Genomic DNA, 26481 nt, shown 5'->3' on the forward strand with positions numbered 1-26481 from the left:
CCTTATTTAGTTGTAATTTACGCCGGGTAATACACAGAGCATTTCATAAAGAATATTGGCGGCCAGCTGCGAGGTGGTGCCGCTGATATCGTAAGGCGGAGACACTTCGACCAGGTCTGCGCCAATCAGATTCAGGCCACGACAACCACGCACGATCTCCAGCCCCTGAATCGAGGTCAGACCGCCCACTTCCGGCGTGCCGGTGCCGGGCGCCCAGGCGGGATCAAAGCTGTCGATATCATACGAGAGATAGACCGGGCCGCTGCCCATCTGCGCACGCACCTGTTCCATTAATGGCGTCATCGACTGATACCAGCATTTTTCCGCAGGCACCAGGCGGAAGCCCTGATCGACACCCCACTGAAAGTCGCCGGCATCGTAGCCCTGCGCACGTTGACCAATCTGCACTACCCGCTGCAGATCAAGCAGACCTTCTTCTACCGCGCGACGAAAGGTGGTGCCATGGGCAATTTTTTCACCGAACATTTCATCATTGGTATCGGTATGCGCATCAACATGGATCAAACCAACCGGGCCATGCTTTTTCACCAGCGCACGCAGGATCGGTAGCGTCAGGGTGTGATCGCCACCCAGTGTCAGCGGCACTAACGGAAAAGCATTCAGTTCGCTGTAATAGTCTTCAATGATCTGCACCGATTTATGCAGATTATAGGTGTTGATCGGCACATCACCGAGATCCGCCACACGCAGCGAATCGAAAGGCGCAGCGCCTGTTGCCATATTGTACGGGCGAATCATCACTGAATCGGCGCGGATCGCTCGCGGCCCGTAGCGGGTGCCGGCACGCTGAGATGCGCCAATATCGAGCGGAATGCCGATAAACGCCGCATCCAGCCCATCGGGGCGTTCAGCGGCGGGCAGACGCATCATGGTGCCGCGTCCGGCAAAACGGGGCATATCGTTGCCGCTCTGCGGCTGTGGAAAGTCGTTATCGCTGTTCGGGTGCATCAGGTGTGGCCTCCGGAAGGTGAAAAGGGCATCAGCCATCATCTGCCGGATAAGCTTGAGAAAAAATCATTGAGAGTAAATAATCAGTTCAGAGATTACTTAACTAATTAGCCGCCAGGCCGAGGGAGAGTCCGTGAGCGTCAACCGCCTGCCAAACCTGAAGTTGCTGACTATTTTTGCCACCGTGGCGCGCTGCCAGGGTTACTCGCGCGCGCAGCAGGAGCTGAACATGACTACTCCGGCGATCAGCGGTTATATGAGCGAGCTGGAGCAGCGGCTGGGATTTGTACTGTGCCAGCGTGGTCGCGGCGGCTTTTCGCTGACCCCTCGCGGCGAACAGTTTTTGCAGTACAGCCTGCAATTACTCGGTACGCTGGCGGACTTTGATCGTCAGGTGGAAGGGCTGAAAAGCGAGCAGGGCGGCGTGTTCTCGCTGGGGGTGGTCGATTCCCTGTCGACTGACCGGCGGCTGGGACTGGCGGAGAGCATCAACCAGTTTAGTGAGCGCTTCCCGGCGGTGTATCTTAACCTCTCAGTGCGCGATCCCAATGAATTGCAGCAGCAGGTGCTGGATAACCGGCTCGATCTGGCTATCGGCCATTTTCCGGTCAATGTGAATAATCTGGTGACGCTGCCGCTGCATCACGAGCAACACTGGCTCTACTGTAGCGACAGCCATCAGCTGTTTAACCGCGCTGAACAGGATACTGGTGATTTGCATAGCTACGGTTTTGTCACCCGCAGTTACTGGAATCAGGCCGAGCTGGCGCGCCGCGGCTTTAAAGCCAGCGCCGCCTCGGTCGAGAGCATTGAAGCGCAGCTGATTCTGATCCTGTCAGGCAAATATATCGGCTATCTGCCTGAGCATTGCGCGCAACCCTGGGTGGAGCAGGGCCAGCTAAAACGCCTGTTACCGCAACAGTTTAGCTATCAGGCGCCGTTCTCACTGATTTTCCGCCGTGGACGCAGCCGGGAAACGCTAATCAGGGCGTTCCGCGACCTGGTAAAAGTGCGGGTGGCGGTGGGATTGTAGTGCCTGTGTTATTCACCATCAGCTTGTTTGCTGTGCAACACAAGAGGATTTGACATTTGTTCGTCTTGAAACGCGAGGCCGCATGATCAAACCTGTGGCGCTTTTTACGGAGAAAAAAATGAGTTGCCCATACTGTCAGGATCTTTGCGTTAAATACATTATCCGTACACCGGCGGATCTGCGTAAGGCGATCCGTATTGCCGCTCAGGCGGTCAGCGAGGGGATAATCTCTGAAGCTGAATCGCAATCGCAGTGGAATCAGTATAGTTTCAAACAGTGTGCCGAAGGTATGACATGGGGGGATATTGTGGATTACCATTTTTTATGTAACCGCTGCCAGACTCAGTTTGTTTTAGGTGCCGAAACATACCATGGCAGTGGTGGCTGTTGGTCGCCAGAAACGGAAAAGCCCACGGCAATTATTGATTAACTTTATGATATTTTTGGTTTTTTTGAAAAGCGTATTACCATCATCAGCCATCATGACAAATCAGCTAAAATAGTCACTTTCCTCCATATATTAATAGCAGTTTAATCCATGAATTTGCCGGTTTAATGAATCTTTTATTTTGTTTATTTAATATCAAGAACTTATTTTAAGATCGCCCTGCAGAAAAACAACCGCAAAATGCAATGTCCATCACACAATGCTATGTCATAGCTATTATGTCCATGTCTTCAGATGTTCATGCCGTAGCGTGAAAACGCTGCTCCTGTAACGTAACACCTGATGAATTATTTTATTTCTCAGGAGTTGTCACAATGTCATACGTAAGTGATGGTGTGGGGATCATTGCGAAAAATACCCGGCGCATGAATCTGTTTGTCTCCGTTTCTGCGGCAGTGGCGGGATTATTATTTGGCCTCGATATCGGCGTTATCTCCGGTGCACTCCCTTTTATAACTGAGCATTTTACCCTCAGTAGTCGCCAGCAGGAGTGGGTGGTCAGCACCATGATGCTCGGTGCGGCGCTTGGCGCACTGTTAAACGGCTGGCTGTCATCACAGCTGGGGCGTAAATACAGTCTGATGGCGGGAGCGGTGCTGTTTATTGTCGGTTCCCTCGGCTCGGCTCTGGCAGAGAACGTTGAAATATTGATGGCGGCGCGGGTGGTGCTCGGCGTCGCGGTGGGCATTGCATCCTATACGGCACCGCTTTATCTCTCTGAAATGGCAACCGAAAATGTTCGCGGTAAGATGATTAGTATGTATCAGCTGATGGTAACGCTGGGTATTCTGATGGCTTTTTTATCCGATACCGCTTTTAGTTACAGCGGCAACTGGCGCGGTATGCTGGGCGTTCTGGCGCTGCCAGCAGTGGTACTGATGATTCTGGTGTTCTTTCTGCCCAACAGCCCGCGCTGGCTGGCGGCAAAAGGGCGTCATATTGAGGCGGAAGAGGTGCTGCGCATGTTGCGAGATACCTCCGAAAAAGCCCGCAATGAACTCAACGAGATCCGAGAAAGCCTCAAGGTGAAGCAGGGCGGCTGGGGGTTATTTAAGGTTAACCGGAATGTCCGGCGTGCGGTATTTCTTGGTATGTTATTGCAGGCGGTTCAGCAGTTTACCGGCATGAATATTATTATGTATTACGCGCCGCAGATATTTAAAATGGCCGGATTTACCAGCACTGAACAGCAGATGATCGCCACCATTGTGGTCGGCCTGACGTTTATGCTGGCGACATTTATCGCGGTATTTACCGTGGATAAAGTGGGGCGCAAACCCGCGCTAAAAGTGGGTTTCAGTGTGATGGCGCTGGGCACGCTGATATTGGGGTTCTGTTTTATGTCGCTGAGTATCGGGCATGCATCACCCGGTCTTTCCTGGCTTTCGGTTGGCATGGCAATGATGTGTATTGCTGGCTACGCCATGAGCGCCGCGCCAGTGGTGTGGATTTTATGTTCAGAAATTCAGCCGCTGAAAGCACGTGATTTTGGTATCACCTGTTCCACCACCACCAACTGGGTGTCCAATATGATTATTGGCGCCACCTTCCTGACGTTGATTGATACCTTCGGCGCTGCCGCCACTTTCTGGTTTTATGCCGCACTGAATATCAGTTTCGTATTTATTACTTTCGCCCTGGTCCCGGAAACGAAAAATGTCACTCTGGAGCAGATTGAGAAGAAACTCATGTCGGGGGTTAAATTGCGCGATATTGGCTTATAATAAACAGCGCTATGTCACAGTTATTGCTGTGAAATAGCGCTATTACTCAGTAAGCCACCAGCGCATTCTCATCCCTTGTCATCAACTGTATTAGCTTAGGATGGACATAGAGCTTCTCGCGACCAAAGGTAATTTCATTCAGAACGCCAATTTCACACAGTTGTTTCAGATAGACTGATGCCGTCTGGCGTCGTGCGATGCCATTATCGATCAGGCTCGATATACGACAATAAGGCTGTTCAAAAATGATCTGCACCAGTTCATGGCTGTAGATTTTGGGCAGCGACTGGCGAATATGCGCTGTGGTTAGCGCCAGCAATTCGCGTACGGCGGCGATTTTCGCCGTGGTCCATATTGAGGTCTCTTCGACAGCTTTCAGCATAAACAGAATCCACGGCTCCCACTCACCAGAAGCGGTCACGCCACGTAGCAAATTATAATAATCCGCTTTATGGCTGACGATATGGCGGCTCAGATAGAGTATTGGCAGGGTCAGCAATCGCTTTTCTATCAGAAACAGGATGTTGAGAATACGCCCCGTTCTGCCGTTACCGTCCGGAAAGGGATGAATGGCTTCAAACTGGTAATGGGTAATCGCCATTTTCACCAGAGGATCAATATCATCTTCGGCGTGAATAAAATTTTCCCAGTTACTCAACAGATCGCGAATAACACTTTCCCCTTCAGGAGGCGTATAAACCACGCGCTGATCGCTGCTGACTAATCTTGTAGCTGGCACCCGGCGGATATCCATCTCTGCATTTTTTAACGTCCGGCAAATCTTTACCGCCGTCGAAGCACAGAGAGGCCGTTCATGCACATTTTTAAAGCCATCATAGAGTGCAGTACGATAGCGCAATGCTTCTTTAGTGGCCGGATCCGCCTGACTCTCTTCCTGCGAGAACTGAAAAAGCTTGTCTGAGGTGGTAACGATGTTTTCAATTTCGGAGGAGTCTTTTGCTTCCAGCAACGGGATTAGATTGATCAATAGCCCCTGGTCAGGCAACAACTCGCCAGCCTGTTTAAGCTCAGCCAGCGCCGCACGGGCTTTAATACAGGCTTTGAGTACGGTTACAGACTCCAGCTGTTCAGCTTGTGGTGGTAACAGTGGCAGCTGGTTAAAGGGTTTTTCAGCATCCCATGACATAGGTTTAACCCTCTTGCAGTTATCGACAGCTTCACGGAACCTGTCGATGGGATAAACATGTCTCAATGATATGTCGATAAAAACTGATTTTATCAACATATCCTGAGCCTAATGTCGATACCATAAACATGCCTCAGTGATATGTCGATAAAAATCGATTTTATCGACACGTTTTTAAAACATGTCGATGTCATAAACCTATCCCTAAATGCCTTAGCCGATACGATCTTCCCGCAACTTAAACACTCTGACCATTTCCAGCAGCTGTTCCGCCTGCTGCTGCATCGAATGGGCCGCCGCAGAGGATTCCTGCGACAGAGTGGCATTTTGCTGGGTGGCGGAATCCATATGGGTGATGGCGACATTGACCTGATCAATACCGGTGCTCTGCTCGTTACTGGCCATCGAGATGGTATCCACTAGCTGGCTGACACGCTGCACGCTGCCAACAATCTCCGCCATTGAACCGCCCGCACTTTTCACCAGCGTATTGCCCTGATTGATACGGGTTACCGAGTTATCGATCAGGGCGCCAATCTCTTTCGCTGCTGTTGCTGAGCGTTGCGCCAGCGCCCGCACTTCAGCCGCTACCACGGCGAAACCGCGTCCTTCACTGCCAGCGCGCGCCGCTTCGACCGCCGCATTCAGCGCCAGAATATTGGTCTGGAAGGCGATACTGTCAATCACGCCAATAATGCTGCTCATCTCGCTGGAGAACTGGTTGATTTCGCTCATGGTCTGCACCACCTGCTCCACCACTTCTCCGCCCTGATCGGCGGCAGAGCTGGCCTCACGGGTAATATCACTGGCGATACGTAAGTTGTCGGCGTTATTTTTCACTACTGATGTCAGCTGTTCCATTGATGCAGCAGTCTCTTCGATTGCGCTGGCCTGGGCTTCGTTACGCGCGGAAAGCTCGCGGCTACCGATGGCGATCTGGCTGGATGCGGTGGCGATGGTTTCGGTACCGGAACGGACACCGGCGACAATCCGCGTCAGATTGCTGTTCATCTCCTGTAAAGCCTGCATCAGCTCCGCCGTCTCATCGCGACCACTCACGGTGATAGTGGTCTGAAGATCGCCGGAGGCCACGGTGCGGGCGATCGCCACCGCCTGCGCCAGCGGGCGGGTGATGCTGCGAATCAGCCACCAGGTAATGATAAAACCGGCAACCAGCGTCAACGCCATTGCCAGCATCAGCATCAGTCGGGTCTGCTGATAGAGCGCAAGGTTGCGCGCATCGGTTTGCTGACGGATAAGCGCGGCCTGCTTCAGCGTGCTGGCCACCATCTCATCAATCATGCGCGTGGGTTCACGGTCGATGCCGGAGACCAGCTTATCCACCCGCTGCGGGCTGGTTGCATCCTGAATATGATATTGTTGCAGTGCCAAAAGATAATGCTTTTCCAGTTCGGCGTGCAGGCTACGGGTCTTCACCACCTCGCTGGTGCTGATGCCAATTTGCGGCAGCAGTTTGCTGAGATGATCCAGCAGTGCCTGGGTTTTCTGGCTCTGTTCAGTAAAGGCTTTCTGGTATTTATCGAACTGTTCCTGCCCCTGCGTGCCACGCAACAGGGTATTTTTCCACTCCTGCACCTGAATCTTGAACTGCACCTGCGCATTACGCGCGGTATCGATGCTGTCTGAAATGATTTTTTCGGTCGCCAGAATACTCTGGTTATGCGCCAGTCCGTCGGCGTTAACGGACAAACCGCGCATGCCGATAAACAGGGTCGCCAGCAGCAGAATAGCCGCCAGCAGACCGAGGCGTTGCCCGATGGTGAGATGGTTTAGTTTCATAGCGTTCAGTATTTCCCGGGTTAAATAGAGATCAAGATCGTGCGCCACTGGGATATCGACTGCGCAGAGACCCGACTTTAATCTGCCCGCCAGTGGAAAACTGGAGGAATTAGCTGTAAGTGTCTGGTGTGAATTATAAAAACGCTGTTTATGAAGTTTTTGTGACGGCTGATTTACCGGGCAGAGTAATGAATAATAAACTCGGCGCCGCGTGGCGTATTATGCGCGGTGATTTGCCATTTGTGCGCCTGCGCAATCTCTTTACAGATAGCCAGGCCGAGACCGGTTCCCTCAGTGCTGGCATTCGCCGCACGCCAGAAGCGTTTAAACAGCATGGGAAAATCATCATGATGAATACCCGGGCCGTTATCCTGAATATGGATGGCACTGGCCTCAACCACCACCGTGACTTCCTGATTTGCTGGCGTGACATTAATGGCGTTTTCGACGATGTTTTTTAATAAAATAAATAGCGCGCTTTCGTCGGCGTTAATTGGCGGCAGGGTTTCCGGCGCCTCAATCTGCAATTGCACCTGATGGTTTGCCGCTTTCAGCTCCAGATAGTCAACAACGTCATGGGTAACGGCGATAATATCGGTTTTATCAAACAGATAGTTTTGTGATTCACTGACTTCCGCCAGATGCAGAAGCTGTCGTACCTGCCTTGCCATCAGGTCGATTTCACGAAACAGCAGATCTTTGTTATTAATTTCAGGCTGCAACTCAATCTGCCCCCTTAATAGCGTTAACGGGGTTTGTAGCTCATGAGCGGCGGATCCGAGAAACTGCTGCTGGGCGCTGAAGCCGGTCTCTAACCTTTCCAGCGCCTGATTAAACGCACCAATCAGCGGTTTTATTTCGCTGGGCATCTCTTGTTCACCCAGACGGGTGGTTAAATTTGCTGGCGTAATCGACATGGCCGCCTTTGAGGCGCTATTCAGCGGGCGCAGCACCATACGAATGGTAAAGGGAAACGTCAGGCCAAAACCGATAACCGCGATTAATACGGTAATTGCGGCGATATTTGGCAGCGGGTCCAGTTTCATATCCACTACCGTTTCACCAAAATAGTTACTGGTGGCGGTCTGCACGTAAAACGGCCGCTCGTTATGATAAATTTTCAGGCTATAGAGATCGAATGGACGATGATTAAAGTTGACCTGGCGGTGAGCGCCCACTGCTGAAGAAGAGAGCAGATCTTCCGTCGGGAAATGGTAAATATCACTATGCGAAGAGAGCAGCACCCGGCCTGATTTATCCAGCACCCGGTACATAAACTCGGTTGACGCCACATCAAACAGCCATGCCGTTCGTTTATCCACCTGGATTGCCGTTGGCTGACCCTGCGGATTATATTGCAGCCCTGCAGCCACACTTTCCGCGGTGTCTTGATTGTCTTTCATCTGCCACATTTGCAGCGGTGAGTGGCTGAACATATACAGGATAAGACTGACAATCACCGTCAGACTGATCGACAGCACGGCAATGCTGGTTACCCATAATCTGAATGCCAGGCTGCGGCTCCAGTAACTGATGCTATTAAGTCGCATTTTAATCGTTTAACTCCAGCGGCAGCAGGGCGAAGCCGACGCCGCGGACGTTAACTATTTTCGCCAGCACGCCGACGCGCAGCATCTTTTTGCGCAGACGATGGACGCTCACTTCCAGTGCATTAGGCGTGACCGCATCAGCCAGACCCCACGCGGCATGCTCCAGGGTGGCATGGCGCACGGTATGCCCTTTCCCCTGCACCAGCGTCTGCATAATTTGCAGCTCTGGTGAGGAGAGTAAAATCGATTTGCTGGCGCAATGCAGCATCTGTTGTTGCGGATCAAGCGTCATATTGGCGAAACTCAGCGTCAGCGCCATGGTTTCGGCGGGGCGGCGCATCAGGGTTCGCACGCGGGCGACCAGCTCACTCATGGCAAAAGGTTTGCTGACATAGTCATCGGCGCCGCTTTCGAGGCCATCGATGCGATCGTGTAACGCATCGCGTGCGGTCAGCATCAGGCAGGCGGTCATCTCGCCTGACGCACGCCACTCCCTTAAAAATGTGAGACCATCCCCATCAGGCAAGCCGCGGTCGATAATAATCACCTGATAGCGCGCCTGGTTAAGGCCATATTTCGCCTGCGAAAGGGTGGGGAAATAGTCGGTTTCGATACCCGCAGCCGACAGCGCCTGACCAATCATGCCGGCAAGCCGCAAATTATCTTCAATAAGCGCAACGCGTGACATAGGTTCTACCCTCTAAAAGTGATAGAGATAACCAACGCTAACCTGCGGAATGGTGGTGTTATCGACTAACGGACTGTCGTCAATGCCACTGCCGAAGCGTGTCACACTGGCATCAAGACTCAGACTCTGATGCGCGCTAAGCGCATAGCTGACATTTAATCCCGCAGAGAAGGCGTAAGTTGATTTGCCATCATAAGCATCGCGACCCGGACGGGCTTCGGCAGGCCGGACGCCATAGTAGTAATCAACATATTTATCGTTAAGCCAGACAATATCTGCATAAGGTGCAATGGTGACGTCGCCGTAGTCAAATTTTCTGATGGCGGCTAACTTTGCTTTTTGTCCTTTATTACCGGCGAATAAATAGTCCGCATACAGCGTAACGATTTCCGTATCCCATGCTACCGACGGACCTGCCCAGAATCCGCCGCTGCGCTTTTGCATATCGTTCAGAACCGGCGCATCCGATCCTTTATAACCATCACCGAAAGCATATTCGCTGTGCAGGGCAAATTTCAGGTTGTCCCATCGGCCCACTTTAATATCGAGGTTATTGCCAAATAGCCGCAGCCATTTATTTTCAACGTAGATCAGCGGCAGTGGCGAATACTCTGAACCATAATCGCGGTAAGGTGACTGCTCATATTTAACGCCAATACCTACTCCCCATTGTGTGACGTTGGGTTGATCGCTGAACAGGGTAAATCCACTGGTCTGAGCGGCGGAGTTGCTAACCGCATAAAGTGAACCTGAATAGAGAAACAGTGAGCCCAGCAATAATATGGTTGGAAAAGTTTGCTTCACAATCGTTCCTTAAGCGGCGGATTAAATTTTCGCAGCAACTTTAGGGCGATCAGACTTACAGATTACTTACCACATTGCGTTATGCCTGAAACGGGGGCAGGGAAGCGATTTTGATATTAACCCCGCTGCCGCTGCGCGGCTTTTCGTGGTTAATTTGATCCAGCGCAAGATATGTCAGCTTGCCTCCTGCCACTCTAAAACCTGAGCAGTAATCCTGAAATGACAGCTGATACAGGGGCGGTAAAATGACAACTAAAATGGGTTTGAGTCTTGGTATGTTGGTATGGCTGGGCTATGTCGCCTGGATGGTTACTTATTACGCCAGCACATTTACGCTGTTCAGTTCTTAAGCGTTGCGGCGGCAGACAGCCCTCTGAATCCGATCATGCGACTCAGAGGGACAGAGCAGTCAGCTAACTGAAGACGCTGATGGCATTCACCAGGCGCCGCGCCTGCTGCTTCATTCCCGCCGCTTCACGCACGCTGTTCCCGGCCAGTTCGGCATTCTGACGGGTATTTTGATCCAGCACTTCCACCGCTTTACCCACTTCACTCAGACCGGTTCCCTGTTCATGGGTCGCCATACTGATCTGATTCAGTAACGCTTTCACACTCTGCACTTTTTCGACCATTTCGGTAATCGCTTCACCCGCTTCGCGCACCTGACTGGCGCCATCCTGTACATTAAGGGTACTGGCTTTAATCAGCTGGCGGATCTCGCTGGCGGCCTGCGCGCTGCGATTGGCCAGACTGCGCACCTCGCCGGCGACTACCGCAAAGCCTTTACCCTGTTCACCGGCGCGCGCCGCTTCCACTGCCGCATTCAGCGCCAGAATATTGGTCTGAAAGGCAATGCTGTCGATCAGGCTGATCATGGTGGCGATCTGCGTCGAACTCTCGGCTATTTTATCCATGGTGCCGACAACGCTCAGTACCGCCTCGCGCCCCTCTAACGCTGCCTGATTAACTGTTGATGAGAAGCTATTGGCTTTATCGGTGTTGTCGGTATTCTTCTCTACCGCGCGGGTCATCTGCTCCATCGCGGCGGCGGTTTGCTGCACGCTGACCGCCGTCTGTTCAGTGCGGCTGGCGATCTTCTCGCTGCCCTGCGACAGCGCATCGCTGGCCTGATGAACCGCCATAATCTGCGCGCGCACGTCGTTAACCAGCCAGCGAAACATCAGTCCCTGTTGCGACACCGCGCGCAGGGTCATGCCGACTTCATCAACGCGATCAAAACCTGCAACCTGGCTATTGGCACCTGTGGCGACATTCAGCGCCATGCGACAGGCTTTCTCCATCGGACGGGATATCTGCCACTCCAGCCAGCCGCAGATCACCATTGTGGCCAGCAGGGAAAGTCCGGCAGAGAGCGCCAGCGCGCCCCCGGCAACGCCAGCGGTTAACCAACTCAGCAGGCTGAGCAGCCAGAAACCGGCGCTGGCCGAGCGGATGCGCCAGCGCAGTGGCATGGTCTTCAGTGCCGAGAGGCTGGCAAGCGGCCCACGACGCAGCAGAATGCCCTGATGCAACCGCCAGCTACGCAGTTCGCTGCGCTGCATTTGCTGATACAGCTGTTCGGCGGAGTTCACTTCCTCGCGGCTGGGTTTAATCCGCACCGACATATAGCCGATGATTTTACTGTCACGGATCAGCGGCACCACATTGGCGCGCACCCAGTAATAGTCGCCATTTTTGCGGCGGTTTTTAACCAGCCCGCTCCAGGGAAGTCCTTGTCTGATGGTGGCCCACATATCGGCGAACGCCTGTTTCGGCATATCTGCATGGCGCACCAGATTATGGGGCTGCCCCTCGATTTCGTGCTGCGCGTAGCCACTCACCTCGACAAAACTCATATTGGCGTAAGTGATATTGCCGCTGGCGTCGGTAGTGGTCATCAGAGTGGTATCGTCGGCGAGCATATATTCGTTACCGCGATGGCTGGTTTGGGAACTCACTGGCAGGTCTCCTCCATGATTATGATAATTTTATTTAAGTCCGCATCAGGGGGGCTTATCGGCAGGAGGGGCTGTTAACTTTACGTAAAAAAAGTAAATCTGCGATCTGCTTTGGATTAGCGAAATGTAGCCAGGTTGCTACAGCCATCACTGGCTATAGCAACCGTAGTTAAATCAGGCTTTGCTGGCGTCGGGGGTGAGCAGCCCGCTTGCGCCGCGCCCGGTGAGGGTAAAGAACGAGATCAGGGTAAAACTGGCGGTAATCAGCCCAAGGATCAGGTAAGCCTGATGGAAACCGACAGAATCGTACATCTGGCCGACCCAGGCTGACAGCACGACGCCGGAAAGCTGTTTCGACAGGTTAAAACCAATCAGAAACAGCGTGGCGGAGAGGCGCGGGTCAAACACCGACGAGATATATTTAAAGGTGCCGACCAGCAGAAATGGCAGCTCAAACATATGCAGCGTTTTCAGCACAATCACTTCAACGCCGCTGCTGGCAAAAGAGGAGCCAATGATACGAATCGACATAATGGCTCCCGCCACCAGCAGGGCATTTTTAGCGCCAATACGGTTAATAATCGCCGGGGCAAAAAACATAATAATCGCATTCAGCAATTCACCGCCGGTGGTGACGAAACCAAATATTTCGGTTCCCTGTTGTGGTGATGAGAAGAAGCCTTTAAAGAAATTGGCAAACTGCTGGTCAAACACATCATAGATACTCGCCACGCCTACTACGTACAGTAAAAACGCCCAGAAACGCGGCATTTTCAATAATTCACCGGCCATTTTTAGCGAGAATTCGCGTTGATTAGCGCCGAGCTTATCGATGACCACTTCGCTCTGGCCTGGTTGCGGGCGTGAGAGGATCAGCAGCAGCGCCAGCACCAGCGCAAATCCTGAGGCGATCCAGAACGTGATATTCGGATTGATGCTGAACAGAATGCCGGTTAATGAGGCGCAGACCGCCCAGCCGACGCAGCCGGATACCCGCACCCGACCATATTCAAAACGGTTGGTGCGACTGACGCGCTCGATATACGCCTCGACGGCGCCAGAACCGCCGGAAAAGACAAAGCCAAGGTAGATCCCGCCCGCCAGCGCGCCGAGCCAGATATTAAATTGCAGCAGTGGCGACAGAACAAAGATAAAGAAGGGAGCAAACAGAATCAGCAGAATCACGATGCACCAGAGCAGGTGCTTGCGCAGTCCCAGTTTGTCCGATATCAGACCAAAGGCAGTCTGGAAGACAATCGAAAACAGCGCGATGGAGGAGAAGACCATCCCGGTTTCGGTTTTTGTCAGATGATTAACTTCCGCCAGCCACACCGGGAAAAAGGGAAAGTACGCCGACATGATGAAGTAGTAGAAGAAAAAGAACAGCATAAAGTAGCTGAAATTGTGCCGTTCCCTTGTGGTGAGTTCAGAGAGCTTCATAAGGTATCCCGTTATTTTATTATTAGTCGGTCTGTAGGTGTAAAATGTTATGCGCTATACATGCATTGCCAGTTATCTCTCTAACGTCTTTTTACGGCAATTATCAGCTGTGTGTAATCAGAAGGCGATCACAAAAAGCGCTGAAAATAGTAGCGTTAGCGTGTTTTAAACAGGCATGGTGTTAGCGCGTGACATTTCTGTCGCAACGCCAGCTGATTCGCCCGGCCAGGCCAAGTTTGCAGTGAATGCTGATAAATTGGTTGATAAATTTTCTGGCCTTCTGGCTGGCTCAATTCCATTGATTTTTCGTCATTTCTGCGATGCAAAGATCATCAGTTTGTGATGTGGTTAACCAATTTTGTGTCTCAGGTTGACATCATTTGGCAAATCACTGAGTTTAGCGCTAAGCGAATTACAGACAATAAGAGGATTGAGCATGAAGCAGACCTGGCGTTGGTATGGTCCCGATGATCCGGTAACGCTGGCCGATGTGCGCCAGGCCGGGGCGACCGGGGTGGTCACCGCACTGCACCATATTCCGAATGGTGAAGTGTGGACGGTGGAGGAGATCCTGAAGCGCAAAGCGACGGTAGAAGCGGCGGGCCTGGTGTGGTCGGTTGTGGAAAGCGTGCCGATTCATGAGGATATCAAAACTCACTCTGGCCAGTATCCGCAGTGGATTAGCAACTACCAGCAGTCGCTGCGTAACCTTGCGCAGTGCGGCATTTCTACCGTTTGCTACAACTTTATGCCGGTGCTGGACTGGACCCGCACCGACCTGGCGTATCAGCTGCCAAATGGCGCCAAAGCGCTGCGCTTCGACCAGATTGAGTTTGCGGTATTTGAACTGCACCTGCTGCAACGCGAGGGCGCCGCGGCAGGTTACACCGCTGACGAGGTGGAGCAGGCTAATCAGCGGTTTGCGGAGATGAGCGATGAGAAAAAAGCACAGCTGACCGCCAATATTATTGCGGGTTTGCCGGGGGCGGAAGAGGGCTACTCTCTTGAGCAGTTCCGCCAGCATCTGCAGCGCTATAAAGATATCGATAAAGCCCGGCTGCGTGAGAACTTCGCTTACTTCCTTAACAGCATTATTCCGGTGGCGGAGCAGGTGGGGATCCGCATGGCGGTGCATCCCGACGATCCACCGCGTCCGATCCTTGGCCTGCCGCGCATTGTCTCAACGATTGAAGATATGCAGTGGATGGTGGACAACGTCAGCAGTCCGGCCAATGGCTTTACTATGTGTACCGGATCCTACGGCGTGCGTGCCGATAATGACCTGGTGCAGATGATCACCGAGTTTGGTCCGCGCATTTACTTTACCCATCTGCGTTCCACACTGCGTGAAGAGAATCCGCACACTTTCCACGAAGCGGAACACCTGTACGGCGATGTCGACATGTATGCGGTGATAAAAGCGATCGCCACTGAAGAGCATCGCCGTAAGAGCGCTGGTGCTGAAGATCCCATCCCGATGCGTCCTGACCACGGCCACCAGATGCTGGACGATCTGAACAAGAAAACCAATCCAGGTTATTCGGCGATTGGTCGCCTGAAAGGTCTGGCCGAACTGCGTGGTGTGGAGCTGGCAATCCAGCGCGCATTCTTCAGCCACTGATCTCCCGCCGCATAACACATTCGCGTTATGCGGCTCCCGGTTTTTCCCGGTTCTGAGTCTGCTTAACCCTGCCGTCCGGCGAGGGTGGTTATTTAACAGGAGTTTGTTATGGCACAGAATATTGCCAACAGTCCGCTTTCCGTCAGGCGTCCGGCATGGGACGCCACACGCCTGGCGCCGCGTATTGTTCATCTTGGCTGCGGTGCTTTCCACCGCGCGCATCAGGCGCTGTACACCCACCATCTGCTGGAGATCAGCGACAGCGACTGGGGGATATGTGAAGTGAGCCTGATGTCCGGTCATGGCGCGCGCCTGATCGACCAGCTGAAAGCGCAGAATTTGCTGTATACCGTGGCGGAACGTGGCGCGAACAGCAGCGAGCTAAAAATTATTGGCGCGGTTAAACAGGCGCTGCATGCGGAATCTGACGGCGGTGAAGCGATTTTGCAGGCGATGACGCGCGCAGAAACCGCCATTGTCTCACTGACGATTACCGAGAAAGGCTACTGCACCGATGGCGCCAGCGGTCAGCTTGATCAGCATCACCCGCTGATTAAACAGGATCTGCTTAATCCTGCACAGCCTGTATCCGCCATTGGCTATATTGTTGAGGCGCTGTATCTGCGCCGCCAGCAGGGGCTTAAGCCGTTTACCGTGCTCTCCTGCGATAACGTGCGTGACAATGGCCTGGTGGCAAAAGCGGCGGTACTCGGGCTGGCAGGCGCGCGCGATGCCGGGCTGGCGCAGTGGATAGCAGAGCAGGTGACCTTTCCCTGTACCATGGTGGATCGCATTGTTCCCGCCGCCACTGAGCAGAGTCTGCAACAGATTGGCGCGCAACTGGGGGTATTTGATCCCTGCGCAATTGCCTGCGAACCTTTTCGCCAGTGGGTGATTGAAGATCATTTTGTGAATGGCCGTCCACAGTGGGATCGGGTCGGCGCGCAGTTTGTCGATGATGTGGCGCCGTTTGAACTGATGAAGTTACGCATGCTGAATGGCAGCCACTCATTCCTTGCTTATCTCGGCTATCTCGCCGGTTACCAGACGATTGCCGAAACCATCAATAATGACGCATTCCGCCAGGCTGCGCTGTCCCTGATGCTGACGGAACAAGCGCCCACACTGGCGATGCCAGCAGATACCGATCTTCACCGCTATGCCGCGCAACTGATTGAGCGCTTCAGTAACCCGTCATTGCAACATCGCACCGGACAAATCGCTATCGATGGCAGCCAGAAGTTGCCACAGCGCCTGCTTGATCCGATTCGCCAGCACCTTGCCGCAGGCCAGCCATGGCGTCATCTGGCGCTGGGAGTGGCTGGCTGGATGCGCTATGTCAGCGGCACAGATGAACAGGGGCGCGTTATTGACGTGGTTGACCCGTTGCTGACGCAGCTACAGGCGATTCATCAGCAGTATGCCGAACCGCAGCAGCGGGTGCGTGCGCTGCTCGGCATCCACGCTATTTTTGGCACTGACCTGCCGGATAATCCGCGGTTTGTCAGGGCCGTAAGCGATGCTTACCTGCAGATACTGGACAATGGCGCGGCTGCTGCGGTGGCAGCCCTTAACCCGTCAGGAGAAGCATAATGACCGCATTTATGACTGAAGATTTTTTACTGCAAAACGCCACCGGACGCATGCTGTATCACCACTATGCCGCCGCAATGCCGATTTATGATTTCCACTGTCATCTTAACCCGCAGGAGATTGCCGAAGATCGTCGTTTTGCCAACCTCGGGCAAATCTGGCTGGAAGGCGATCACTATAAATGGCGCGCGTTACGGGCGATGGGGGTCGATGAGTCACTGATCACCGGCAAAAGCAGCAGTGATTACGATAAGTATCAGGCCTGGGCGCGCACCGTACCGCGTACGCTGGGAAATCCACTCTACCACTGGACCCATCTTGAACTGCGACGGCCATTTGGCATCACCGGCACGCTGTTCGGACCGGCCACCGCCGAACGCATCTGGCATCAGTGCAATGAGCAGCTGGCTACGCCGGAATTTTCGGCGCGCGGCATTATGCGCCAGATGAATGTGCGAATGGTGGGGACGACTGACGATCCGATTGATTCGCTGCAATATCATCGCCAGATTGCCGAAGATGGTAGCTTTGATATTGAAGTGGCGCCCAGCTGGCGACCGGATAAAGTGTTTAAAATTGAGCTGGAGGGGTTTAACTCCTATCTGCAACAGCTGGAAGCCGCAGCAGATGTGGCGATTACGCGTTTTGATGATTTGCGGGTGGCGCTGGCCCGGCGTCTGGACCATTTTGCCCTGCACGGCTGTCGCGCCGCTGATCACGGCATCGATATCCTGCGCTATGCGCCGGTGCCGGACGATCGGCTGCTGGATGCGATCCTGTCGAAACGTCTGGCCGGTAACGCACTGACAGAACTGGAAATCGCCCAGTTCAGTAGCGCTGTGCTGGTATGGCTGGGGCGACAGTATGCGGCGCGCGGCTGGGTGATGCAGCTGCATATTGGCGCGCTGCGTAATAACAACACGCGGATGTTGCGTCAGTCAGGCGCTGACAGCGGTTTTGACTCGATTGGCGATAACAATATTGCCTGGCCGCTGTCGCGGCTGCTCGACAGTATGGATATCAGCAATGAGCTGCCGAAAACGATTCTCTACTGCCTCAATCCGCGTGATAACGAAGTGCTGGCGACGATGATCGGTAACTTTCCCGGCAGCGGGATGCCTGGCAAGGTGCAGTTTGGTTCCGGCTGGTGGTTTAACGACCAGAAAGACGGCATGCTGCGTCAGCTGGAGCAGCTGTCACAGATTGGGCTGCTGAGCCAGTTTGTCGGCATGCTGACTGACTCACGCAGTTTTCTCTCTTACACGCGGCATGAATATTTTCGCCGCCTGTTATGCAATCTGCTGGGCCAGTGGGTGGAGGCAGGGGAGGCGCCGGATGACGAAGTACTGCTCGGACAGATGGTGAAAGATATCTGCTTTAACAATGCGCAGCGCTATTTCTCCGGCGTGTAATTTTCAGGCGACCAGCGGGTCGCCGCTTGCCGAAAATTGATCAACCACTTATGGTATAGTCTGAATATTGCCCTGAATTAGCGGCGTTACTGGCAACATAAAGCGGATACCACCATGAAAGCGTCATCCATTCCACCGCGCCCACAACGTCCTTACCAGGAAGTGGGCGGCATGCTACGTACGATGATTATCCGGCAGCAATTCGCGCTGGGTGATCGCCTGCCTCCGGAACGTGAAATCGCCGAACAGCTGGATGTCACGCGTACCGTGCTGCGCGAAGCGCTGATTATGCTGGAAATTGAAGGGCTGATTGAGGTGCGTCGTGGCTCCGGTATTTTTGTCGTCATGCTGCCGCAGGATCACAACGCTGATGCCGCTGACAGCAGTCAGTGCAACGACGCCGGACCGTTTGAGCTGCTGCAAGCGCGTCAGCTGCTGGAGAGCAATATCGCCGAGTTTGCCGCGTTGCAGGCGACCCGCGACGATATCGTCAAGATGCGCCGCGCGTTACAGATTGAAGAGCAGGAGCTGGCCAGCGAAGACCATGAAAGTGGTGATATGCAGTTCCATCTGGCGATTGCGGAAGCGACCCATAACAGCATGCTGGTGGAGCTGTTTAAACAGTCCTGGCAGTGGCGTGAGAATAACCCGATGTGGATCCAGCTGCATCGCCATTTGCAGGATACTCACTACCGCCAGGCCTGGCTGACCGACCATAAGCAGATCCTTGCCGCACTGATCAAGAAAGATGCGCGGGCGGCGAAGCTCGCCATGTGGCAACATCTTGAAAACGTGAAAGTACGTCTGCTTGAGTTCTCCGACGTTGATGATATTAACTTTGACGGCTATCTGTTTACCTCCTGGCCATTAAGCGAAGCGAATTCCTGACACAGTTGCCGGTTAATCAAGGGAAGCTCAAACGTGACGACTTCTGATTGCAAAATTTCTTCTCCGTCGCGACAGCGCGTGCTGACCGCCGCGCGCCACTGTTTTGCGCGCGATGGTTTTCATGGCGCCTCGATGAAAAGCATCTGCAAGGCCTGTGATATGAGTCCGGGCACGCTGTATCACCACTTTGCCAGCAAAGAAGCGCTGATCGAGGAAATTATTCAGCAGGATCAACAACGTGCCTTTGCACGCTTTGATGACAGCGCCGAACAGCGCGATGTGGTTGAGGAGATGATTGCTAACCTGCTGGCGGTACGTGAAGAAGATCAGGCGCAGCGTTCGCTGGTCATCGAAATCATGGCCGAAGGTATGCGCAATCCGCTGGTGGCAGAGATGCTGGAGCGCAAGCACCAGGCGATTATGCAGCGGGTGATTGAGCGTCTGGAGAAGGGCAAAGCGCAAGGCGCGATTGCGGCGAATATCGATTTAAACGCGGTAGCCAGTTTGTTACTGTCGCTAACCTATGGCGTGCTGGCGGATACCGGCAGCGCGATGCAGCTTAGTGACCAGCAGCGGCGAAACACCCTGACCGCCATGATTAATGGTCTGCTGGGTATCCGGCAGTAATCACCGCTTTACCAGTTAAACTCCTTTAAAACCATTTAATTAGATAATGTTATCTGGCGATGCCTGCTGGATTAAAAACTAGAACGAACGTTCGGTTGATCATCTTGCCACTAAAGTCAATCGCCCGCGCGCGTCGTTCGTGAGCCCTGTCGTCTTTCTGTCAGTTGCGCCTGCGTTTTTGCGAGCGAGACGGCAGTTCATCTTTATCGCGGTAACGCTCCCTTCTGGCACATGCTATCTCTTTTACACGGTTAAAATTTGGTTGACCAATAAAATAGCCGGTCAACCTGAAGCGACATTTACTCACAAGATGGAGAAGCGAACCGATGTTAAAACCAGTAGAAACCCGATCCCGTGAAATTAAGAATCTGGATGGCTTATGGGCGTTTGTGGTCGACAGCGACAATCAGGGAATGAACCAGCAGTGGTGGCGTCAGCCGTTGCAAAACAGCCGTGAGATTGCGGTGCCGGGCAGCTTTAATGAGCAGTTCGCCGATGCTGATATTCGCAACCATGTCGGCAATGTCTGGTATCAGCGGAACGTTATCGTACCGGCTGGCTGGGAGGGCCGCCGGGTGGTGCTGCGTTTTGATGCGGTCACCCACTATGGCAAAGTGTGGGTCAACGAGCAGCAGGTGATGGAACATCAGGGCGGTTATACACCGTTTGAGCATGATATCAGCCATCTGCTGCAAGCGGGTGAACCGCTGCGGATCACCGTCTGCGTCAATAACCAGTTAAGCTGGCAGACTATCCCGCCAGGCATGGTGGTGGAAGATGAAGAAGGGAAACGCGAACAGCTCTATTTCCATGACTTCTTTAACTACGCCGGTATTCACCGCAGCGTGATGTTGTATACCACGCCGAAAAATCCTATCAGCGATGTGCATGTGGTGACCTCGCTGACCGAAAACCATCAGCAGGCTACCGTCAGCTATCAGGTCAAAGCGTCGGGTAAGGTCAGCGTACTGCTGAAAGATCATCAGCAAAATGTGGTGGCGCAGGGCAGCGGGCCACAGGGCGATCTGCTGGTCAAGTCACCGACATTATGGCAACCGGGTGAAGGCTATCTCTATACCTTGTGGGTGGAGAACGAGGCGGACGGCCAGCAGGATCACTATTTTGTCCGCGTCGGTATTCGTACGGTTAAAGTCGTCGGCGAACAGTTCCTGATTAACGATAAACCGTTCTATTTCACCGGTTTTGGCCGCCATGAAGATGCTGATATTCGCGGTAAAGGATTTGATAATGTACTGATGGTGCACGACCACGCGCTGATGAGCTGGATCGGCGCTAACTCTTACCGCACCTCGCACTATCCCTACGCGGAAGAGATGCTCGACTGGGCCGACGAACACGGCATTGTGGTGATCAATGAAACCCCGGCGGTGGGCCTTAACCTCGCGCTGGGTATTACGTTTAGTCAGAATACGATGCCGGAAGCGCTGTTCTCTGAGGAAGCCGTTAATCAGCAAACACAGCAGGCGCATCTGCGGGCAATTGAAGAGCTGATTGCCCGCGACAAAAATCACCCGTCGGTAGTGATGTGGAGCATCGCCAATGAGCCGGATGCTAACCAGACCGGCGCGCGTGACTACTTCGCGCCGCTGGCGGCAGCGACACGCAAACTGGATCCCAGCCGTCCGATCACCTGCGTCAATGTTATGTTCTGTACGGCAGAAAGCGACACCATCACCGATCTGTTTGATGTGGTCTGCCTCAATCGTTACTTCGGCTGGTACACTCAGTCCGGCAACCTCGAGAAAGCGGAACAGCAGCTGGAGAAAGAGTTACGGGCATGGCAGGAGAAGCTGCATCGTCCGATTATTATCACCGAATATGGCGCCGATACGCTGGCCGGTCTGCACTCTACGTATCAGGAGATGTGGAGCGAAGAGTTCCAGAATGCCTTCCTGGCGATGTATCACCGGGTATTCGACCGCGTGGGGGCGGTAGTGGGCGAACATGTGTGGAACTTCGCCGACTTTGCTACCTCACAGAACATTATTCGCGTCGGTGGGAATAAAAAAGGGGTGTTTACCCGCGACAGAAAACCGAAGTCTTCGGCCTTTGTCCTGCGCGAACGCTGGACTTCTCAGCAGCCGTTTATCAAGCCCGGCAGCGCGGAGTAATCACTAATGAAAAATAGCCTCACATGGAAAAATATTGTGGGCTATGGCTTAGGCGATGTTGCTAACAACTTCGCCTTTGCTATGGGCGCGATGTTTTTGCTGAATTACTACACCGATACCGTCGGCATTAATGCCGCGGTAGCCGGGACGATGTTGTTACTGGTGCGGATCTTCGATGCGGTGGCGGATGTGGTGGTGGGCCGGGTGGTCGACAGCACGCAAACGCGCTGGGGAAAATTCCGCCCCTTTATTCTGTTTGGCGCCGTACCGCTGATGGTATTTAGCGTGCTGGTATTCTCAGTTCCCACCGCGCTAAGCGACAGCCATAAAATCTTTTATATGTATCTGACCTATATGGGGCTCGGACTGGCCTATTCGCTGGTCAATATTCCCTACGGTTCACTCTCTACCGCCATGACTCAGCATCCCGAGGAGCGGGCAAAGCTGGGCGCGGCGCGCACCATTATGGCCTCTTTTACCTATACGCTGCTGGCGTTTGTGATTGCTCCGGCGATTAACAGCAGACACGGTGAGTCGCAGTCTGTCTATACCCTCTACACCTGTGTGCTGGCAGTGGTTGGCGTGGCGCTGTACTGGATCTGTTTCCGCACCACTCAGGAGAATATTACCCGGGTGGTTCAGCAACCGACGCTGCGCATCAGCCTGAAAACCATTAAGCGCAACCGGCCACTGATTATTCTCTGTCTGGTGGCGATAGCGACACTGACCGGCACCTTCTCCCTCAGCGCCGCCGGGCTGTATTACGTACGCTATATTCTGCATGATATGAGCTATTTTAGCGTGCTGATCTTTATTCAGACCTTTCTCGGCGCTGTGTTAGCGGCTCCGTTAGTGCCGCGGCTGGTCAAACGTTACGGTAAGAAATCCACTTTTATTCTCGGCTCGGGGATCGCCGCGCTCAGTTATCTGACGCTGTTCTTCTTTCTCTCCTCTTCGATCTATATGGCGTTTTTCCTGTTCGCCTGCGCCTCGTTTGGCGCCAGTCTGTGTATGACCGTGATGTGGGCGCTGGAAGCCGATACGGTTGAATATGGCGAATACCAGACCGGCGTGCGGATTGAAGGACTGACCTATTCGCTGTTCTCCTTTACGCGTAAATGCGGTCAGGCGATTGGCGGCTCGCTACCGGCGTTTATTCTGGTGGGATTTGGTTATGTCTCCAATCAGCCGCAAACCGCCGAGGCCATCACCGGTATTAAACTGGCGGTGGCGATTATTCCGGCCCTTTGCCTGTTCCTCGCCTTTATTGGTATGTGCTGTTATCCACTCACCGAAAAGAAATATCAGGAGATCGTACAGGAGATTGAAAAAAGAAAAACCACCAGTCAGCAATTCCTTGAACAACTCGAAGAGCATAAGGTTTATCGCAGCAAAATCGAATAATAAACACCTCCGGGGATAAGAGTTATATGAAATACATCACCAAAACGCAGTTAATCTGTGGGGTTGTGTTCTGCTTATCTTATCAGGCTGTAGCATCCTCCTTTGAGCAGCAAGAGGATGTTTTAAGATTACGTGTCAGGAATGAACTTCGCAGGGCGGAGAAGCCCAGCGCCGGTAACGGTAAAGATATCTATGCCTGGGTGCAGGGGCTGGCGCTGGAGTATAACAGCGGTTATTACCGCGATATTATCGGTGTCGATATTGGCGACTTTTATGTTTATAAACTCGGCGCGCGTGATAACTGGAGTAGCCGCTGGTATTTAAATGATCATGATAGTTTCAATCGTTATACTGCGGCGTTAAAAATAAACCTTTCACCGCAGTTGCAGTTTAAAGTCGGTCGTATGGTGACGGATACGCAATACAGCGGTGGCGACGATCTGTTAATTATTAATTCATCATCACAACGTACTGTGCCATCACTCTCTGATGCGGCGCTGCTTAAATATCAGCTTAATCCACAGCTGGATATTTATGCCATGTATCGCTTTGGCGTATATAACTATTCTGATGTCGCCGAGGGGGTGCATAAAACCGGGCCGATTAATACCACCACGCTGAAACATGATCTGTTTCGGCCACAATATATCAGCGCGCTTGCCTGGCGACGCCAGTGTGAATCTGCCGGTGCGGCGGTCTCCTGGCAGCAGGATGTGGCGCTTCAGCTAATGACCAAAGCCGCAGGCTGTATTCCGCTGGCGGACGATCAGCGCGAGTATCTGAAGCCGGAGTTTATGGCGTTTTATGCCAGGCTGAATGGACTCAGCGTCCGCGATGATGGTCCGGAGTACGGCTATGTCGTCAGTGGACAGCTAAGCTATGTTGCGCCGCCGGGGTCGCTGTTTATGGCGGCGGCCAGAACCGGCGACAGACCGCACTGGAGCTCTGGCGTTGACACCGATCTGGGCTATCCGTTTGACCTCAGTATTGACCGTAACCATAACGATATGTGGTCGTGGCAGGCGGGCGGCACAGTGAATCTGCCGGGTGATACGTATGTTGGTGTGGCGCAGGTGCTGACTCGCGGTTACGAGGATTATCAGCATCGCGTGCCGATCCATGGCATGGGCACTAACCTGCTATTTGGCTATCGCCCGCAAGATGGCATGCTGAAAGGGCTGAAGGCGTTACTGATCCTTAATAAAGCGCGTGAGCATCGCAACGGCAGTAGCCTTGGCGATCGGCTGGACTACTACGATATCAAAATGAATCTGCAATATGATTTTATGCTGAAGTAGTCCGCCGTCTGCACCGCTGTTAAGGCTGCCGCTGCGCTACTGCCGCGAGTAAGCGGCGGCCTGCTGGAATAATGCGTCATCCGGGCGGATGCCGGTATACAGCACAAACTGCTCGACCGCCTGAATGGCAAACACTTCCGCGCCGGTAATCACCGTTTTATGCTGGCTGCGCGCGCTGGCGACCAGCGGCGTCTGTTCCGGTAGCGCGACCACCTCAAATATCACGCTGGCGGCGGCAATCTCTTCAGCGCTAAACGACAGTTTATCGGCATCGACACCGCCGCTCATGCCGACTGGCGTGGCGTTAATTAATAAGCCGGGCGCTGGCACCCCTTCGAGACTCAGACGCCATTCAAAGCCGCACAGCTCCGCCAGCTGACGACCCGTGGTTTCATTTTTAGCAATAATATAGCCGTGCTTAAAACCGGCATCTTTTAACGCGCAGGCCACTGCTTTGGCCATGCCGCCGCTGCCGCGCAGCGCAAAACTCATCTCTGTCGGCACCTGATACTGCTTCAACAGGGTGGCAATAGCGATATAGTCGGTGTTCCAGGCTTTCAGATAGCCATCGGTATTAACGATGGTATTAACCGAGTTGATCGCTTTCGCTGAGGCGTCCAGCTCGTCAACCATGGGAATACAGGCCTCTTTAAACGGCATTGAGATGGCGCAGCCGCGAATACCCAGCGCGCGTACGCCGCCGATGGCGGCCGCCAGATCGCTGGTGGTAAAGGCTTTATACAGGTAATCGAGATCCAGCGCGTCATACAGATAGTTATGGAAGCGGGTACCGAAGTTGCCGGGGCGCGCGGCCAGGGACATGCAGACTTTGGTGTCTTTGTTCAGATTTTTACTCATTGTTTTTATCCTGATGGCAGAACAGCGTGTCGTTTATCCCATTCTGGGGGTAATTAAATGCGGAAAAAACAGCAGACTTTATGCCTGTGACTTCCCCTTTTAGCTCTGGCGCCGGTGGCTGGAGAGCAGCAGCTTCAGCATCGTTTCAGCGGCGGGAGAGAGCGGACGTGAGCCGTGGGTGACCGCATAATGTTTTACTTCCCAGCGCGGCGTGCCGGGCACTTCCTGCAACGGCAGCACCGGACGTAACAGATCGGCATAGTGGGTCGGCAAAATGCCGACATACTGGCCGGTGGCAATCAGCATTGCTACCGCTTCAATGCCGTTGGCTTCCGGGCCACGACGGTAGCCCATCCGGCTGATACTCTCTTCAACAAACGCCTGCTGATGACGGAATACCACCGGCCGTTTTTCACCGGTGACTTCACTGCCAATAAAATAGAGCTGATGGCTTTCGCTATACAATTCAATATAACGTAAAGATATGACCTTCTGATGTTCCATGATGCCTTTTAGCGCTATATCCAGTTTGCGATCAAGCAGCGCCTGAATAAGCTGTGGCGCGGTAAGTGTATGCAGCGATAAATTTACCAGCGGCGCAGTATGATGTAATTCCTTTAATGCCAGATGTAAAAAACCACCGGGATTGCCAATGATATTATCAGAAAATCCTATGGATAGATCGCCGGAAATAATTTCGCGGCTGGCATCAATCGCCGGAAATATACGGTCAAGGGCATCCAGCGCTTCCTGGGCATAAACCAGTGCGGCTTTACCGGCCTCGGTAAGCTCAAAGCCCTGCGGCCCACGGCTGCAAAGCCTGGCGCCGAGCGTATCTTCTACCGATTTAATCTGCCGGCTAATGGTGGTTTTAGTCATATTCAGTTTATTTTCTGCTGCGGAAAAACCACCCGCCTGCGCCGCCACGCAAAATATACGTAACGCCCTTAAATCACGTTCATTCAGCACTCTATTTTTCATGGTTGTTTTTCCTGCAACGATGATTGCATAAAAAGTCTGTTTTCCGGCTGCGTAACCATTAATACAATCACCAGTAACATCTTTTGCCACATCAGGGAAATAGTCC

Annotated in this window: 21 protein-coding genes; 11 read left to right on the forward strand and 10 right to left on the reverse strand. The window is 53.2% G+C overall.

Going from position 1 to position 26481, the window contains the following annotated elements:
- Positions 1–6 precede the first annotated feature (6 nt).
- Positions 7–969 carry an agmatinase gene (gene speB / locus J2125_RS16195; protein WP_017800765.1) on the reverse strand — a complete coding sequence of 321 codons (963 nt, stop codon included), beginning with the start codon at positions 967–969 and terminating at the stop codon, positions 7–9.
- Between the two features lie 133 nt (positions 970–1102).
- Here speB and J2125_RS16200 point away from each other — a divergent pair, with 133 nt between their 5' ends.
- The 3 genes from J2125_RS16200 (at position 1103) to J2125_RS16210 (ending at position 4174) form a co-directional block, all read left to right on the forward strand.
- A complete protein-coding gene (locus J2125_RS16200; protein ID WP_017800766.1) occupies positions 1103–2002 on the forward strand; it encodes a LysR family transcriptional regulator in 900 nt (299 codons plus the stop codon).
- 82 nt (positions 2003–2084) lie between these two features.
- Positions 2085–2432: a hypothetical protein gene (locus J2125_RS16205; RefSeq protein WP_017800767.1), complete on the forward strand. Its 348-nt coding sequence runs from the start codon at positions 2085–2087 to the stop codon at positions 2430–2432.
- A gap of 332 nt (positions 2433–2764) precedes the next feature.
- Positions 2765–4174 carry a sugar porter family MFS transporter gene (locus J2125_RS16210; RefSeq protein ID WP_017800768.1) on the forward strand — a complete coding sequence of 470 codons (1410 nt, stop codon included), beginning with the start codon at positions 2765–2767 and terminating at the stop codon, positions 4172–4174.
- A 46-nt stretch (positions 4175–4220) separates the two neighbouring features.
- Here the strand turns inward: J2125_RS16210 and fic are convergent, their stop codons facing one another.
- From fic to J2125_RS16245, 7 genes are all read right to left on the reverse strand, one after another.
- Positions 4221–5321: a protein adenylyltransferase Fic gene (gene fic, locus J2125_RS16215; protein WP_017800769.1), complete on the reverse strand. Its 1101-nt coding sequence runs from the start codon at positions 5319–5321 to the stop codon at positions 4221–4223.
- Between the two features lie 213 nt (positions 5322–5534).
- Positions 5535–7121 carry a methyl-accepting chemotaxis protein gene (locus J2125_RS16220; protein ID WP_017800770.1) on the reverse strand — a complete coding sequence of 529 codons (1587 nt, stop codon included), beginning with the start codon at positions 7119–7121 and terminating at the stop codon, positions 5535–5537.
- 173 nt (positions 7122–7294) lie between these two features.
- Positions 7295–8671: a HAMP domain-containing sensor histidine kinase gene (locus tag J2125_RS16225; RefSeq protein ID WP_017800771.1), complete on the reverse strand. Its 1377-nt coding sequence runs from the start codon at positions 8669–8671 to the stop codon at positions 7295–7297.
- Between the two features lies 1 nt (position 8672).
- Positions 8673–9359, reverse strand: coding sequence for a response regulator transcription factor (locus J2125_RS16230; RefSeq protein ID WP_017800772.1), 687 nt, complete (start codon positions 9357–9359; stop codon positions 8673–8675).
- A 12-nt stretch (positions 9360–9371) separates the two neighbouring features.
- Positions 9372–10163: a MipA/OmpV family protein gene (locus tag J2125_RS16235; RefSeq protein ID WP_017800773.1), complete on the reverse strand. Its 792-nt coding sequence runs from the start codon at positions 10161–10163 to the stop codon at positions 9372–9374.
- Positions 10164–10576: 413 nt separating this feature from the next.
- Positions 10577–12085, reverse strand: coding sequence for a methyl-accepting chemotaxis protein (locus J2125_RS16240; protein ID WP_051050837.1), 1509 nt, complete (start codon positions 12083–12085; stop codon positions 10577–10579).
- A gap of 210 nt (positions 12086–12295) precedes the next feature.
- Positions 12296–13561 carry an oligosaccharide MFS transporter gene (locus J2125_RS16245; RefSeq protein ID WP_026111649.1) on the reverse strand — a complete coding sequence of 422 codons (1266 nt, stop codon included), beginning with the start codon at positions 13559–13561 and terminating at the stop codon, positions 12296–12298.
- A 436-nt stretch (positions 13562–13997) separates the two neighbouring features.
- On the opposite strand from J2125_RS16245, the gene uxuA reads away from it, so the two are divergent.
- The 8 genes from uxuA to J2125_RS16285 all read left to right on the forward strand — a co-directional run bounded on the left by uxuA (position 13998) and on the right by J2125_RS16285 (position 24536).
- Positions 13998–15182: a mannonate dehydratase gene (uxuA, locus tag J2125_RS16250; protein WP_017800779.1), complete on the forward strand. Its 1185-nt coding sequence runs from the start codon at positions 13998–14000 to the stop codon at positions 15180–15182.
- Between the two features lie 108 nt (positions 15183–15290).
- Complete coding sequence (locus J2125_RS16255; protein ID WP_017800780.1) at positions 15291–16775, forward strand: fructuronate reductase; 1485 nt, start codon at positions 15291–15293, stop codon at positions 16773–16775.
- Positions 16775–18187: a glucuronate isomerase gene (gene uxaC / locus J2125_RS16260; RefSeq protein ID WP_017800781.1), complete on the forward strand. Its 1413-nt coding sequence runs from the start codon at positions 16775–16777 to the stop codon at positions 18185–18187. The genes J2125_RS16255 and uxaC overlap by 1 nt, the downstream gene beginning before the upstream one ends.
- A gap of 114 nt (positions 18188–18301) precedes the next feature.
- Positions 18302–19075, forward strand: a complete 774-nt coding sequence (gene uxuR, locus J2125_RS16265; RefSeq protein ID WP_071590506.1) for a Uxu operon transcriptional regulator — start codon at positions 18302–18304, stop codon at positions 19073–19075.
- Between the two features lie 33 nt (positions 19076–19108).
- Entirely contained in the window at positions 19109–19702 is a 594-nt protein-coding gene (locus tag J2125_RS16270; RefSeq protein WP_017800783.1) for a TetR/AcrR family transcriptional regulator, read from the forward strand.
- A gap of 326 nt (positions 19703–20028) precedes the next feature.
- The gene (gene uidA / locus J2125_RS16275) at positions 20029–21834 is read left to right on the forward strand and encodes a beta-glucuronidase (protein WP_017800784.1); all 1806 of its coding nucleotides are present in this window, start codon (positions 20029–20031) and stop codon (positions 21832–21834) included.
- A gap of 6 nt (positions 21835–21840) precedes the next feature.
- Positions 21841–23238 (forward strand): glucuronide transporter, encoded by a 1398-nt coding sequence (uidB, locus tag J2125_RS16280; RefSeq protein ID WP_017800785.1) that lies wholly within the window; start codon positions 21841–21843, stop codon positions 23236–23238.
- Between the two features lie 26 nt (positions 23239–23264).
- Positions 23265–24536 carry an OprD family porin gene (locus J2125_RS16285; protein WP_017800786.1) on the forward strand — a complete coding sequence of 424 codons (1272 nt, stop codon included), beginning with the start codon at positions 23265–23267 and terminating at the stop codon, positions 24534–24536.
- A 36-nt stretch (positions 24537–24572) separates the two neighbouring features.
- Here the strand turns inward: J2125_RS16285 and J2125_RS16290 are convergent, their stop codons facing one another.
- Together J2125_RS16290 and J2125_RS16295 are read right to left on the reverse strand one after the other, a co-directional pair.
- Positions 24573–25394 carry a shikimate 5-dehydrogenase gene (locus tag J2125_RS16290; RefSeq protein ID WP_017800787.1) on the reverse strand — a complete coding sequence of 274 codons (822 nt, stop codon included), beginning with the start codon at positions 25392–25394 and terminating at the stop codon, positions 24573–24575.
- Positions 25395–25493: 99 nt separating this feature from the next.
- Entirely contained in the window at positions 25494–26375 is an 882-nt protein-coding gene (locus J2125_RS16295; RefSeq protein WP_017800788.1) for a LysR family transcriptional regulator, read from the reverse strand.
- Positions 26376–26481 lie beyond the last annotated feature (106 nt).

The sequence above is a fragment of the Winslowiella toletana genome (assembly GCF_017875465.1).
GTDB classification, from domain to species: Bacteria; Pseudomonadota; Gammaproteobacteria; order Enterobacterales; family Enterobacteriaceae; genus Erwinia; species Erwinia toletana.

Excerpts from the sequence above, each read along its gene's own strand:
- uidA (WP_017800784.1), top strand. The coding sequence starts at position 20,029 with ATGTTAAAACCAGTAGAAACCCGATCCCGTGAAATTAAGAATCTGGAT.
- uxuR (WP_071590506.1), top strand. The coding sequence starts at position 18,302 with ATGAAAGCGTCATCCATTCCACCGCGCCCACAACGTCCTTACCAGGAA.
- fic (WP_017800769.1), bottom strand. The coding sequence starts at position 5,321 with ATGTCATGGGATGCTGAAAAACCCTTTAACCAGCTGCCACTGTTACCA.
- uxuA (WP_017800779.1), top strand. The coding sequence starts at position 13,998 with ATGAAGCAGACCTGGCGTTGGTATGGTCCCGATGATCCGGTAACGCTG.
- J2125_RS16255 (WP_017800780.1), top strand. The coding sequence starts at position 15,291 with ATGGCACAGAATATTGCCAACAGTCCGCTTTCCGTCAGGCGTCCGGCA.
- J2125_RS16295 (WP_017800788.1), bottom strand. The coding sequence starts at position 26,375 with ATGAAAAATAGAGTGCTGAATGAACGTGATTTAAGGGCGTTACGTATA.
- J2125_RS16225 (WP_017800771.1), bottom strand. The coding sequence starts at position 8,671 with ATGCGACTTAATAGCATCAGTTACTGGAGCCGCAGCCTGGCATTCAGA.
- J2125_RS16285 (WP_017800786.1), top strand. The coding sequence starts at position 23,265 with ATGAAATACATCACCAAAACGCAGTTAATCTGTGGGGTTGTGTTCTGC.
- uxaC (WP_017800781.1), top strand. The coding sequence starts at position 16,775 with ATGACCGCATTTATGACTGAAGATTTTTTACTGCAAAACGCCACCGGA.
- speB (WP_017800765.1), bottom strand. The coding sequence starts at position 969 with ATGCACCCGAACAGCGATAACGACTTTCCACAGCCGCAGAGCGGCAAC.
- uidB (WP_017800785.1), top strand. The coding sequence starts at position 21,841 with ATGAAAAATAGCCTCACATGGAAAAATATTGTGGGCTATGGCTTAGGC.
- J2125_RS16205 (WP_017800767.1), top strand. The coding sequence starts at position 2,085 with ATGATCAAACCTGTGGCGCTTTTTACGGAGAAAAAAATGAGTTGCCCA.
- J2125_RS16220 (WP_017800770.1), bottom strand. The coding sequence starts at position 7,121 with ATGAAACTAAACCATCTCACCATCGGGCAACGCCTCGGTCTGCTGGCG.
- J2125_RS16230 (WP_017800772.1), bottom strand. The coding sequence starts at position 9,359 with ATGTCACGCGTTGCGCTTATTGAAGATAATTTGCGGCTTGCCGGCATG.
- J2125_RS16290 (WP_017800787.1), bottom strand. The coding sequence starts at position 25,394 with ATGAGTAAAAATCTGAACAAAGACACCAAAGTCTGCATGTCCCTGGCC.
- J2125_RS16245 (WP_026111649.1), bottom strand. The coding sequence starts at position 13,561 with ATGAAGCTCTCTGAACTCACCACAAGGGAACGGCACAATTTCAGCTAC.
- J2125_RS16210 (WP_017800768.1), top strand. The coding sequence starts at position 2,765 with ATGTCATACGTAAGTGATGGTGTGGGGATCATTGCGAAAAATACCCGG.
- J2125_RS16240 (WP_051050837.1), bottom strand. The coding sequence starts at position 12,085 with ATGCTCGCCGACGATACCACTCTGATGACCACTACCGACGCCAGCGGC.